This is a genomic window from Mycoplasmopsis edwardii (assembly GCF_900476105.1).
GTDB lineage: Bacteria > Bacillota_I > Bacilli_A > Mycoplasmatales > Metamycoplasmataceae > Mycoplasmopsis > Mycoplasmopsis edwardii.
In genome coordinates this window covers 663719-677757 of record NZ_LS991951.1, presented here as the reverse complement: position 1 = coordinate 677757, position 14039 = coordinate 663719, and the positions used below count along the sequence as shown (strand labels likewise).

The 14039-nt window shown below is 29.0% G+C and carries 11 protein-coding genes and 1 pseudogene; 4 read left to right on the top strand and 8 right to left on the bottom strand.

Annotated elements, in window-relative coordinates:
* Positions 1-45 precede the first annotated feature (45 nt).
* Positions 46-912 (top strand): DNA-binding protein WhiA, encoded by an 867-nt coding sequence (gene whiA / locus D2846_RS02825; protein WP_117275629.1) that lies wholly within the window; start codon positions 46-48, stop codon positions 910-912.
* A gap of 34 nt (positions 913-946) precedes the next feature.
* On the opposite strand, the gene rplT is transcribed toward whiA, so the two are convergent.
* Genes rplT through infC form a run of 3 tightly spaced genes read right to left on the bottom strand, consistent with a single transcriptional unit; the run spans position 947 to position 2172 of the window.
* Positions 947-1297 carry a 50S ribosomal protein L20 gene (gene rplT / locus D2846_RS02820; RefSeq protein ID WP_117275627.1) on the bottom strand — a complete coding sequence of 117 codons (351 nt, stop codon included), beginning with the start codon at positions 1295-1297 and terminating at the stop codon, positions 947-949.
* A 58-nt stretch (positions 1298-1355) separates the two neighbouring features.
* Entirely contained in the window at positions 1356-1544 is a 189-nt protein-coding gene (rpmI, locus tag D2846_RS02815; protein WP_117275625.1) for a 50S ribosomal protein L35, read from the bottom strand.
* Between the two features lies 1 nt (position 1545).
* Positions 1546-2172, bottom strand: a complete 627-nt coding sequence (infC, locus tag D2846_RS02810) for a translation initiation factor IF-3 (protein WP_117275623.1) — start codon at positions 2170-2172, stop codon at positions 1546-1548.
* Positions 2173-2536: 364 nt separating this feature from the next.
* On the opposite strand from infC, the gene hisS reads away from it, so the two are divergent.
* Genes hisS through D2846_RS02795 form a run of 3 tightly spaced genes read left to right on the top strand, consistent with a single transcriptional unit; the run spans position 2537 to position 6006 of the window.
* Positions 2537-3886 carry a histidine--tRNA ligase gene (gene hisS / locus D2846_RS02805; protein ID WP_117275621.1) on the top strand — a complete coding sequence of 450 codons (1350 nt, stop codon included), beginning with the start codon at positions 2537-2539 and terminating at the stop codon, positions 3884-3886.
* Complete coding sequence (gene aspS / locus D2846_RS02800; protein ID WP_117275619.1) at positions 3879-5588, top strand: aspartate--tRNA ligase; 1710 nt, start codon at positions 3879-3881, stop codon at positions 5586-5588. The genes hisS and aspS overlap by 8 nt, the downstream gene beginning before the upstream one ends.
* Before the next feature lies 1 nt (position 5589).
* A complete protein-coding gene (locus D2846_RS02795; protein WP_117275617.1) occupies positions 5590-6006 on the top strand; it encodes a Dps family protein in 417 nt (138 codons plus the stop codon).
* Between the two features lie 120 nt (positions 6007-6126).
* Here the strand turns inward: D2846_RS02795 and D2846_RS02790 are convergent, their stop codons facing one another.
* The 5 genes and pseudogenes from D2846_RS02790 to D2846_RS02770 form a co-directional block, all read right to left on the bottom strand.
* The gene (locus D2846_RS02790; protein WP_117275615.1) at positions 6127-7074 is read right to left on the bottom strand and encodes an ABC transporter permease; all 948 of its coding nucleotides are present in this window, start codon (positions 7072-7074) and stop codon (positions 6127-6129) included.
* A 1-nt stretch (position 7075) separates the two neighbouring features.
* A complete protein-coding gene (locus tag D2846_RS02785) occupies positions 7076-8680 on the bottom strand; it encodes an ABC transporter permease (protein WP_117275613.1) in 1605 nt (534 codons plus the stop codon).
* A pseudogene (locus tag D2846_RS02780) lies at positions 8680-10929 on the bottom strand (ATP-binding cassette domain-containing protein). The gene D2846_RS02785 and the pseudogene D2846_RS02780 overlap by 1 nt, the downstream one beginning before the upstream one ends.
* 115 nt (positions 10930-11044) lie before the next feature.
* Complete coding sequence (locus D2846_RS02775) at positions 11045-12385, bottom strand: BMP family ABC transporter substrate-binding protein (RefSeq protein ID WP_117275611.1); 1341 nt, start codon at positions 12383-12385, stop codon at positions 11045-11047.
* Between the two features lie 115 nt (positions 12386-12500).
* Complete coding sequence (locus D2846_RS02770; RefSeq protein WP_117275609.1) at positions 12501-13835, bottom strand: BMP family lipoprotein; 1335 nt, start codon at positions 13833-13835, stop codon at positions 12501-12503.
* Positions 13836-14039 lie beyond the last annotated feature (204 nt).

Here is a 14039-nt window from a genome sequence, read left to right as displayed (position 1 = left end):
TAAGTTTTTGCGTTTTTAAGTTTTTTATATAAAATTATTATCGCTATGTCAAGTCAAAAAGGTTTATCATTTTCTTCTAAAATTAAAAAAGAAGTAATTATTAATGCAAAAAAAGAGCAAGAAAACTACCACTTCCTAAAAGGGGTTATTTTTTCTAATGCATACCTTGAAGATGACTGATATACTTTAAATATTAAAAATGATTATATTAAAGGTAAAATCATTTCAAAACTAGATAAAAGCAATATAAAATACGTCACAAAAGATGAATGAAAATATAAGGTTCTTGTGGACAAAAATGCTTTTAATTTTGATGATGATTTAGATTATAAAGAATATTTAACTTTTTTCTTTTCGGGTGTTTTTGTTGGTAGTGGAAGCATTTCAAATAAAGAATCAACTTCTTATCATTTAGAGATATCTACATTATCAGAAGAAAAGTCTCAATTGATTAAAGAAAAATTAAATTCATACGAATTTAATTTCCACATCCTTAAAAAACAAAAAAGACACATTTTGTATATCAAAAAAGTTGATGAACTTTTAGACTTTTTATCGGCTATTGGAGCCAAAAAAGCTTGATTTGAATTACAAAATCTCAAAATACATAGAGATAAAGATAATGTATTAAACCGTATAAATAATATAGACTTTTCAAACTTACAAAAGATTGCAGATAGTTCAGTAAAACATATTGAGAACATTAATTATGTTTTTGAACATGATTTGACATCCTTGTTTAGTGAAGATCAACTTATGCTTTTTAGGTTAAAAATTGAGAACCCATGATTATCATTAAATGAACTTGTGTTAATGCAAAATAATGAAAGCGATAATTTAGTTTCAAAAAGTGGAGTTAACCATTGATTGAGAAAATTAGACAAAATTGTTAAAAATCACAAGGAAAAATAAAAACAGGCAAATGCCTGTTTTTTAAATTTTATAATTAAGCTTTTTTAGCTAATTCAACTAACATTGAGAATGTTTTTGGTTCTTGAATAGCTAATTCTGAAAGCATTTTACGGTTTACTGTAACATTTGCTTTTTTAAGACCATTAATAAATTTTGAGTAGCTTAATCCTTCAGCTCTAGTAGCTGCATTGATACGAGCGATTCATAATTTACGGAAGTTTCTTTTAACTTGTTTACGATCTCTGAAAGCGTATGTTCATGATTTAACAACTGCTTGTTTAGCTACTTTGTAACCAATTGATTTGTGTCCAAAGTATCCTTTAGCTAATTTTAATCATTTTTTACGTCTTGCTCTTGTAACTGTTCCACCTTTAACTCTTGCCATATTTAAATTTCCTTTCTAAATTCTAATTTTATTTATCTTGAAACTAAAAGTAGCAAGATTAAATTAAAGCTTTAAATCTTTTAAGGTCGCTTCTTGACATTAAAGCAGCTTTACGTGCATGACGTTTTTGTTTTGTTGTTTTGTTTTGTGCTAAGTGTGAACGGAAAGCTTGTTCTCTTAAGATTTTTCCTGTTCCAGTAACTTTAATACGTTTCTTTAAAGCACTTTTTGTTTTCATTTTTGGCATTTTATTCTCCTTTTGATGAATCTTCAGTTTCAACTTCTTTAGATGAAGTTTCTTCTTTTGAAAGATTCATTTCTTTTAAGTATTTCGCGATTTTATTCTTATTTGGTTGGAGATTCATATTCAAGAAACGGTCATTAACTAATTTAGGTTCTGTTGTTTTGTCTGCAATGTTTTCAAGCGTTGCATAAAAACGATCTAAAACAGTTAACCCTAAGTCTTTTCTACCTAGCTCACGACCTCTTAATTTAACTGAAACTTTAATACGATCACCTTTAAGTAAAAATTCACGTGATTTTTTACTTTTTGTAAGAAGATCATTTTCACCGATCATTGGTGTTAAACGAATTTCACGGTTTTGAACATTAGTTTGTTTTTCTTTGATCTCTTTTTGTTTTTTCTTTCTATCGTATTTAAACTTTCCATAATCAAGAATTCTTGCGATAGGTTTTGGATCAACGCTAATTAAAACAAGATCCATTTTTTGACTTATTGCTAGTTCTAAAGCTTCTGCCTTAGTTTTAACTCCTACTTTTTCCCCATTAGCATCAATTAAGAATACTTTTGAGTAAGGGATATCATTATTTACATAATGTTCTGAAGCAGGTTTTTTTCTTTTATCTGATTGAATAATAATTTCTCCTTAAAATAACTTTAAAAAAGTTTCTCGCAACTCTACCTACCAAAAAAGGCATCAAATTTTGATGCATTTAATTGTAGCTAAACCCAAGGCTATGACCATCAGGTGAGAATTGATTCTACTTTCTGCAATTAAATCTATATTGCTTATTTATTTTACCACAATGTGATATTTTTACAATAATACTTTTTTGTAGTTAAATGCATTATATATAGTGATAAACAGAATTTATGATATTTTTCAAGCAAAAAAACTATGCCGAAAATATCAATTTTTATATCTTCTTAGTATCTAAAAAAATAAACAAAAATGTGATAAAATTTAAACATATTTATATTATTGAAAAGGAGCTTTTATGTTTAATAAAATTAAAGGTACAAAAGACTATTCTTCAGTAGACATTTCAATGCTTGATTTAGTTATGACAATGTTTAAAGAAACAGTTTCAAATGCAGGTTTTAGACCAATTGAAACTCCAATTTTAGAATCATTAGAACTATTTAAAAGAAGTTCTGAAAGTTCAGACATTGTTAAAAAAGAAATGTTTGCATTCAAAGATAAAGGTGACAGAAACATTGCTTTAAAAGCTGAAGGTACAGCTCCGTTCGTTAGAGCATATATTGAAAACAAGTGAAATACATTATTTAATCAAAAGTTCTACTATGCTGGCCCAATGTTTAGATATGAGCAACCGCAAAAAGGTAGATATCGTCAATTTTATCAAGCAGCAGTTGAATTTGTCGGTGATAAAAATTATTTAAAAGATGTTGAAGTTATTTTACTTGGTGCAAAAATGTTAGATATATTTAATGTTCCTTATGTATTAAAAATTAATTCAATTGGTGATGCAGAAACAAGAAAGAATTATCAAGATGCACTAAAAAATTACTTATTGCCTTATAAAGATCAACTTTCACAAACATCACAAGAAAGACTTGAGGGTGGAAACATCCTAAGAATTCTTGATGATAAAGTTGATTCAAAACTTGATTTTATTAAAAAGTCTCCAAAAATAAAAGATTACTTAACAGAAGAATCAAAAACTTACTTTAATAATATCTGCAAGTTTTTAGAAAATAATGGTGTTGAATTTGAGGTTTCTGACGATTTAGTTAGAGGTCTTGATTACTATGATGAAACAGTTTTTGAATTTGTTTCAAAATCAAGAAGCGAAAATTCACAATCAACAATTATTGGTGGAGGAAGATATTCTAAACTAATTAAGGAATTAGGGGGACCTGAAGTTTCGAGTGTTGGTTTTGGATTTGGAATTGATAGATTGATAGATTTATTACTATCAGAAAACATTTTTGACAGAAGGTATTTCGAAGAAAAAACACAAGAAATTGGCGTTTACATTGTAGCAAGTGAACAAGAAGAAAATATCGCAAAATTATTCCAAGAAATTTACTTACCATTAACAGAAATAGACGGATTAAACTTATACTTTGAACATGATTTAGTTAAAAGTAAAAAAGCTTTTGAAAGAGCTAAAAAGTACAATGCTAAAGTTATTGTTAGTGACGATTTTAAAAACCCTAATTTATTTGTGGCTAAAAACTTAGTTTCAAATGATAGAATCAATTTATCTAAAGATGAAGAAGGATTAAGAGCATTAGGTAACTTCATAATCGAAAGTAATCTTTTCGAGGAATTAAATGAAGAAGATTTATATGAACTTATAGAAGGTGAATATGATGAATAAAAATATAAATAATAATGAATTAAGAAAAGAAAATATTGGTCAAACAGTTACATTATATGGTTGAGTTTCAAACAAAAGAAAATTTGGTGAAATTAACTTTGTTGACTTAAGAGATAAATTCGGAATTACTCAAATTGTTTTCAATCAACCAATTAGTTTTACAAAGGAATCAGTTCTAGAAGTAACTGGTGAAGTTGTAGCTCGTAAAGATGTTAATAAAGAACTTCCTACTGGTGAAATTGAAATAATTGTTAAAGAATATAAAGTTTTATCTTTAGCAGCAAATGAACTTCCTTTCCAAATTAGAGATGATATTGAAGTTAAAGAAGAATTAAGATTACAAAATAGATTCTTAGACTTAAGAAGACCAGTAATGCAAAAAACTATTGCGTTACGTAATAAAGTTATTTTCGCAATGAGAGAGTTCTTCCAAAGTCAAGATTTCTTGGAAATTGAAACTCCGATTCTTTCTAAAGCAACACCTGAAGGCGCTAGAGACTTCCTGGTTCCTACTAGAAAGGAAAATGCATTTTATGCTCTTCCACAAAGTCCACAATTATTTAAACAATTATTAATGATTTCTGGATTTGAAAGATATTTCCAAATTGCTAGATGTTTCAGAGATGAAGACTCACGTAAAGATAGACAACCTGAGTTCACTCAATTAGATGTTGAAGTTAGTTTTAATGATGTTGAATCATTCCAAAGTTTTATAGAAAGAATGTTTCAACATGTTATGAAAAAGGTGATGAATGTTGATATTAAAATACCTTTTGAAAGAGTTGAATATGATACAGCTATTGCTAAATATGGTAGCGATAAACCAGACTTTAGATATGATAAAGAAATAGTTGATATTAATAGCTTTTGCAATAATACTAACTTTAATATTATTAAAGATGCTCCAAGCAAAAGAATGCTTAAAATTGGTGAAAAGATTTCTAAAAAAGAATTTAAAGTGCTTGAAGAAATTGCTAAGAAAAATGGAGTTAATGCACTATTTTATTTTGTAGTCGAAAATAATGAAGTTGTTCATTCAAACTTTGCTTCTAAAGTAGGGGAGGCTGTTAGAGAGTTAATTGACTCACAAATAGAAAAAGATGGGACATATTTAATTACAGCAAATAAATATGAAAAAGCTTCACAAGCTTTAGGTGCATTAAGAGTTGAATTGAACTCATGATACAAATGAGCTAAAGATGAATTTAACTTTAAATGAATTACAAAATTCCCAATGTTTGAGTATGATGAAGAGACAGATACTTGAGCAGCTGCTCACCATCCATTCACTCAATTTGATCATACATTAGAAGAAGTTAAAAAGTTAGATAAATCAAAAATTAAGGCTAAGAGTTATGACTTAGTTATGAATGGTTTTGAACTAGGTTCAGGATCAGCAAGAATTTTTGATCAAGAAACACAAAAAACAGTTTTTGATTTAATTGGATTAGATCAAGAAGCACAGAAAAATAAATTTGGTTTCTTCCTAAAAGCATTTGAATATGGTGTTCCACCACATTGTGGAATTGGATTAGGGATTGATAGGATTGTTATGCTTTTAGCTGGGCATTCTACAATTAGGGATGTAATTGCATTTCCTAAGAATTCAAGAAATGAAGATATCTTCACAGGAGCACCTTCAAATGTAGGTCAAGATCAATTAGATGATCTATATTTAAAAGTAGAAAGTAAGGATAAATAAAATGAAAGAAGCAAAAGATTTAAAATATTTACACGCGAATTTACAAGTGATGTATCAAAAATTAAGTAACATTCACTGAAACATTGCAGGAGTTGAATTCTTCGAAATGCATGAAGAAGTTGATAAATTAAGAGGGGATGTTCTTAACTTTGTTGATGAAGTTGCCGAAAAAGTTGTTATGCTTGGAGATGTTGCTTTAGGAAGTTATGCGGAAATGATTAAATTAAGCACAATTAAAGAAATTGAAAGCAGAGAATTTAGATACGAAGAAGCAGCAAAAGTTATTGTGGAAGATTTAAACTTTATCTTAACCAAAATTGTTGATTTAGATTGAAGTAAAAGAGTTCAACCCTTAATTGATGAAATCACAATGTCATTTGATAAATGATTATGACAATTTAGTAAATTAGTTAAATAGTTTTTTAAGGCCTTTATCTTAGTGGTAAAGGTTTTTTTAATTTAACTATATAGATATTCAATTGAAATAAAAAATCACGGGCGTATGTTGCTCGTGATTTTGTTTAAATGATTTCTTTTGTTATCTCTTGGTTTTATCATATGGTATACCGGCTGCTGCAGGTCCATATGTATTTTTACTTGATGCGATCATAATAATAAGAGTAATAGCGTAAGGAATAATAGCGAACATATCTCTATATCTAGATAATGATTCACCTAATACGTTAACTCCGTAGAATGAGAACGCAAGTAAGAATGAGAAGAATAATGAGATAAGGATTGAGAAAGAAATTCTTCATCTACCTGTAATCATAATAGCTAAAGCAATGAACCCGAATCCTTGTACGTCTTTTGTTAAAGAGAAGAAACTGATTTGACTTTGAGCAAATATAGAACCAGCCATACCTGCGATAAATCCTGCGATAGCTAAAGCTTGTCATTTAATTTTGTTAACGTTAATTCCAGCAACATCAGCTGCTTGGGGGTTCTCCCCAACTGATCTAAATCTTAATCCTCATCTTGTTTTTCTTAATGCGAATCAAGAAACTGCTGCAACAACAATAACAATAACTAATTTAAGTGAAACTAAGTTTTCTCATGTACCAGTAGCTGATGACATAGCTAATTCTGGTCTATTTCTTAACTCAATAATTGTTCCAACTTTTTGAATACGTGTTGTTAAGAATAAAACAACAATAGCTGCAATACCTGTTGCTAAAATATTAATAGCAAACCCTGAAATTGTTTGATCTGATTTGAACTTAATTGTAGCAAGACCAAATAAAAGACCAAATAATAATGTTGAAACTGCAGCAAGTAATGTTAATGGAATTTGTGTTCATATATTTGTAATTTCAAAAGTATCTGTGAAGATAACACTGAAGATTGAATACATTGCTGCACCAAATACCATGAACCCGTTGATAGCGATGTTAACAATTCCGGCTCTTTCTGAGAAAATACCAGAAATTGTACCAAGTAATAAAATTGAGAAGAAGAAAAATGTATATCCAATAATTAATTCCATATTAAATTTCTCCTACTGATGAGTTAATTTTAAAGAATTTCATGTATGATTCTTTAACTTTTCCACAAAACTCAATAAATAAACTTTCTTTAACAAGTTTAAATGTTTGTCTTCTATTTTTGACTTGGTTTTTGAATTTACCTTTTTCATCGCTATATGTATTTACACCAAATTTATTTCTTTTGTCAAGGTGTTCAAATTTAAGTTTTGAAATTTCTGAATAGAAATCTAATAATTGTTCTTCGTTATATTTTTTAGAAGCGGCAATCTTATTGTAGATTGTTTTTTCATAAGCATTTTCAACGCTTCTAAATTTATTTTTAATTTTAATGTTTTTAAAGAACAATCCGATTAATTTAAATCTTTCTGGGATTATGTATTTGAATTTACTTACGTGATATGCACGGAAGTTGAATCAATATGCCTTTGTTGAGAATAAATATCCATACTTGACGAGCGAACGCATCACCCTAAACTTATAGAAGATTACAGCTAGAGCAGACATAAAGATAATAATACCTGTAATGATTTGGAAGAAGTCGTCTGTAACTTTTTCTCCACCTTTTAAGAAGCTAAATCCAATTTTTGAAGTATTAATTAATGAATAGATAATTGATGTAAATACAACTCCAATTGGGCTATTTAAAGCAATAAGAGCAATAGCAATAGATTCAAAACCAATTGCTATAGGAGCTGAAGCTGCTTCGATTCTATTGTTTTTAAGAACAATATAGAAGAATCCAGCAATACCTGAAAGAGCACCTGAAATACCTAAGATAACAACTGTTAAAAGTTTTTCATTTACCCCAACATATTTTGCATTTGTTTTGTTTAATCCAACCATTTTGATTTTGTAACCGATAGCTGTTTTACTGTAAATGAATCATGTTGCTAATACCAAAAGAACCAATAACCCAATTCCGAAGTAAATAAATGTCATTTGGTGACCTGATTCAATGGTGATTTTTTGAGTTCCACCAAGTGGATCAAAGTATGAATATGCTTCGTTTGAGAATACTTTGTTTGCTTCAGTGAATAAGAACTTAGCAATATAAGTAATAATTCAGTTTAAGAAGATTGTTGAAATAACTTCATGCACGTTAAAGAAAGCTTTAAGCACACCTGAAATCAATCCAACTAACATACCCATCATAATGAATACAAAGAACATTCCTAATAAAAATTCAAATGAAATATTTTTAATATCCATTCTTAAAGCAATAATAATAACAAAGAAAATTACTGCTGGGAAAGTCATTTGACCTGACACCCCGATGTTAAATAAACCAGATTTAAATCCTATTGAGATTGCTAAACCTGAGAAAGCAAAGAATAAGAAGAATAAAAGGAATGTTGATTGGTTTGACTCTCTTGTTGAGAAATCAAAAATATATTGAACGAATGAGAAGATTGTAGTATCTTGTGGATTAGATCCAGATGACCCCATTATTCAATAAATAACAGAGGCAGCTAAAATACCGAAGAAAACTACTCAAACAGAAGCAAAGATTTTTCTTCTGCCTTGTTGCTTATCTTCAAACATGAAGAATCTTCTTGATTTTTCCATGAAGTTAACTGCTTTATTTTTTGAGTAAGCTGTTTCCATTATTTATCTCCTTTCTCATCATTTTTGTGAGCCATATAAATACCAATTTCTGTTCTTGTTAAATCTTTAGCATTTTTAACAGCAAGAATTTCACCTGTGTTAATAACAGCAATTTTATCCGCTAATGCTAAAACTTCATCAAGTTCATATGAAATTAATAAGATAGCCTTACCATTTTTCTTTTCTTCTAAAATTTGTTCGTGAATGTTTTTAATAGCACCAACATCTAAACCACGTGTAGGTTGAACAATTAAAATGAAATCATGTGGTGAATTCATTTCACGACCAACGATGAATTTTTGTTGGTTACCACCAGAAAGTTGACGTGATTGAGATAAACCATTTCTTGCACCTCTAACGTCGAATTTCTTAATAATGTTTTCTGTTTCTTTTTTAATTTTTGATTCTCTGAAGATTCCGAATTTTACATATTCAGGATCTCAGAGTCTACGTAAAATTGTGTTGTATTTGATGTTGTAATCAAGTACTAAACCATGTTTATGTCTATCACTTGGGATAAATGAAAGCCCAAGTTTTGAAATTTCGTAAACATTTAAGTTTTCTAATTCCACAAATTTGTCTTGGTTTTTTAAATGTTTTGAAATTTCTTTTTCAAATAAGTAGAAGTAGCATAAAGCAGCAACTACAGCAATGATCATTAAAACAAATGCAATTGCATAGTGAATTAATGTATCAAATTTATATTAAATTGAGAAGTAGTATCCTAATGGTAAAAGACCAATTAAGATAAATGAAGCAGCAAAAGCAAAACTAACTAATATTGAAACTAAGTAATGCTTAATTAATCTTCATTTTGTTAAACCGTAGTATTTGTTTCAACCAACATAAATAAATGCTAAGAATCATCCTGCTAATACAGCATTAACAATCATGATTATTGAAATGAATCCCGCAAGAGCTGAAATATTTAAACTAAATACACCAATTAAAAGTAAGATAAAGATTACAAATGAAATTGAAACAAATCCAATTTTTGTTCATAATGCAATTTTCTTAGTTCTAACAGTAGCTTTATCAAACACAAGATTGTCTGACATATGCATATTTTTAAATATTTTTTGTGCGATTGTAAATACGAAGATTGCAGAACCAAAGTATAAGAATCCAGCTAAGATTTTATATGTTGAATTAATATCTTTGTGTTCCGGGTTTAAAATCATTAACAATGTTGCAATTGCGAATAGTAGAGTAAAAGCAACAAAGTTAAATATCATTTTATTTTTATTTTCTTTCTTAATTGCCTTAAGTTTATGTTCAATTAAGTTTGTTCTTGTTAATCTAATTGAACCACTAGAAGGTTTTTTCATACCACTAACTACATACTCTAAGTCTGTTTGACCATTACCTTCAACTCCGGCAATAGCAACAATCTCACCACTTTTAACTTGTAATGAAATATTTTTAAGTGGTTTTTCACCAGTAGTAGAAACATTTTGAATATCAAGAATAACTTGGTTTTTTGAAGTATCTGAATATGTGTTTCTTGCATTTTCTACTTCACCACCAACCATTCTGTTAGCCATTTCTTCAATAGAAACGTCTTTAACAGCAAAGTTACCTGTAACTTGACCGTGTCTTAGAACAGTTGCATTATCAGCAACTTCTTTAATCTCACCCAATTTGTGAGAAATGAAAAGAATTGTTTTTCCTTGTTCTCTAAAAAGTTTGAATGTGTTTAATAAACCTTTAATTTCTTGATCTGTAAGAACAGCAGTAGGCTCATCGAAAATTAAGATTTCTGAATCACGGTATAACATTTTCATAATCTCAACTTTTTGTTGAGTTGCAACTGTTTCTTTACCTGTTTGTTTGTTTAAATCAAAGTGTAAATTAAATTTGTTTTGAATTGTTTTAATTTTTCTAATTGCAGGACCATAGTCAATAATCCGAGTTGTTTTATTAAAGTTCTCTGCTCCTAAAACAATGTTTTCAAGGTTTGTATATACATCAACAAGTTTAAAGTGTTGGTGCACCATACCAATACCTAAAGCGTTAGCATCATTAGGGCCTTTAATTAAAACTTCCTTATCATTAACTTTGATGGTTCCTTTATCTGGTTCATATAAACCAAAAAGGATTGACATAAGTGTACTCTTACCAGCACCATTTTCTCCAATAAGCGCGTGGATTGATCCTTTTTGAACCTCAAAACTAATATTTTGATTAGCTTTAATTGAACCGAAAGATTTAGAAATATTATTAAATTCTATTGCATTAATTTTTTTCATAACGCTCCCTTTCGATTGTTGTAAATAGTTATTTTAATAAATATTTGTAATTATACTCAAATTTATAGATTTAAAAAACCGTAAAAAACGGTTTTTTTAAATATTTTTTTAATTATTAACTGTTAACGATTTCAACTAATTTATTAACAACTGTCGCGATGTTAGCTTGTTCAACTTCTGCGCCATCTTTTTCAGAGTTGTGTTTTGAAATGAATGCTTTTTCATCTTGCGGAAGAGCTGCAAAGATTCTTTTAGCTTCTTCAATAGCATCGTTCATTACTTTTCTGTGTGCTTCATTTTTCATTGTTGAAGGCGCAAGACCTACTCAGTGAGCGTCAAATCCAGCGAAGTATGATTGTGTTGTTTGTTTACTTGTATTTTTGTATTTTGCAATTTTTGCTTGTGAAGCTTCATCTTCAAATACAGCAGCTAAAATAACATCATAAACAGCTTGTCCAATGTTTTTAAGAACTGAAGTAGCTAAGTATTCTTTTCCGTTTTGGAATGCTTTAGATTGGTCAACGTCAACCCCAATAACTAATTTGTCAGCAAATTTAGCATTTTTTCTAATTTCTTCAATTGTAACTGATGTAGCTGGTCCAGCAACTGGATAAACAAATGTTGCACCTTGGTCTAAAACACCTGTAATAACTGATTTTTGTTTTTCATCTGGTTGGAACCCTGAATCAAGTGGTAAGCTAGGAGCATGTGTTGTTTTGATTGTATTGTTTTGGTTGAAGTAGTGTAATCCTTTTAAGTAACCTGTAATGAAGTCTGTAACTCCAAAGAATGGACCTCCACCAAATGCAGAAGATTTTCTTTTATCTGCTTGTTCTGGGTAAACAGTAGCTAAAAATTTACCAATTGCATGTCCTAATTGTCATGATGCTTGGTTAACATCGAAGTTTAAAGCATAGAAGTTTTGGTAATCAACATCTAAATCAAAGTCAATACCAATAATAATAACTTTTTTCTCTTCTAATTTTGCTTTATTTTTTTCAATTCATGGTTTAATGTGTTCTCCGTGTGAGAATCCTGGAAGAACAATAACATTAGCACCTTCATCAACTGCTGTGTTGTATGATTGTTCGTATGAGTTTCCTTTTGGTTCTACGGCTGTGAATTCAAAAGCTTCTTTTCTCTTACCATTAATTGTTTCAGCTGTTTGATCAGCGATTTGTAATAATGCTTCTCAAGCTGATTGGTTGAATGATTTATCAGAAACTTTTCCTGTATCTGTAATTAAAGCAAATTTAATGTTTTTAGCTTTAATTTTGTCGCTTTTTACAAATTCTGAGTTAACATTTGCTTTAATATCAATTTCTGCAACTCTATCTTGCTTTTCGATGTAGTCATCGATATTTGATGTCGCTTTAGTTCCACATGAAATAGCAACTGCTGGTAATGCTAATGAAGCAATCCCTGCGAATGAAAGTAAGTATTTTTTTAATTTCATAATTTCTCCTAATTTTATAAATTTTAAGTAAAAATAATTTTTTGGTACTTAAAACCGTTAAATATTATACAAGCAAATTTGTTTGTAAATATTTATTTCCACATTTTCCACATTTTTATGAATTAATTTTTTCTACAAGTTTATTTACTAATTCATCAAGGTTTTCATTGTATTCAACATTGTCATAATCTGTAAATGCATTTATAAATCTTTTTTCATCTTCACTTAACGCAATAAATTTATTTTTTGATTTTTCTAATTCCCTATTAATTGCATCTTTAAGTTTTTCGTTTGATACCGTTGATTTTGCATATCCTACTCAACCTTCAGCAAATCCTCCCAATAGTGATTTAGCTCCCGTAGTTGATTCAACAATTCGACTTTGCAAGTTTTTGTTTTTGATTCCGAATACAAATTCATTAATTACATCATAGATTGCTTGAGCAATATTTTTTTGTACTGATGTAGCAAATCTACCTGCATGAGCAGGATATGATTTAGATTGATCTACATCAACTCCAACTACATAAGTATCCATATTTCTTTTTCTAATTTCATCTAACATTAATGAAACTCCACCTGCAACAACTGGATAGACAAATTTAGGTGATTTTGATACTAATGAAAGTGTTACCCCACTCATATTTGTGTCTTCAACAGAATATCCTGCATTTAACGCGACATTTGGAATATGATTAATTTTGTTTGTTGTTTCACTTCTTGAGTTGTATTTTTGAACACCTTTTAAGTATCCTGTAATGAAACTTACAACATCAGGTCCATTTCCTCCACCATATGCTCCAAATTTTCTGTTATCTGTATTGTTATTTCCTGGATATACATTACCAAAAGCATTTGCTAAGGCATTCCCAACAATGTATGCAGCTTCTTGAATTTTAAAGTTAACTTCAAATAGGTTTTTAAATTTTGTTTTATTTTTTAGTCCAACTGTAAAATCAAGTGCAATAATTGTTACATTATTTTTGATTAATTTATCAACATTACTTGGGTTTTCTAAGTATGCATTAATTTTTGAACCGTGGTTTCAACCAGATAAGATTCATACTTTTTGTCCACTTTCTAAAGCGTTGTTGTAAACTTCTGTTAACTCGGTTGTTCCTGGGTTAATGTCAGTAATTTCGATTTGGTTTTTGTCATCTTTTCTTGTATCTTCAACTAATTTAATTAAAGCTTCTCATGATGATTGGTTAAATGATTTATCTAATGTACCGCCCGAACCATTAATTAAAGCAATTTTGATTCCAGCATTTTCTTTTAAAGCCTCGTAGCTTAAATTTGGGTTTTTTACAACTTCTGTAATTCTTTCATTCAATGGAACGAAATTATTGATTTCTTGCCTTTCTTGTTTTCCGCAAGAAACAATAACCATTGGTAGTGAAGTCAGTGTAGTACCCATAAATAAAGATATTAGTTTTTTGTTGAATTTCATATTTTCTCCTCATCAATATATTTATATAACTATATTGTACTCTTTTTTATATGAAAACATTAACATATGGGTTTATTACCATAATTTTTGCCACATTTGTGTAATTATTTCCATTGTTTTTATTACTTTTAGACCTTTATAAAAGGTTTAAAAGTGATTATTCTAATATAATTTAATTGAACATTATAAATGTTTATTAAATTA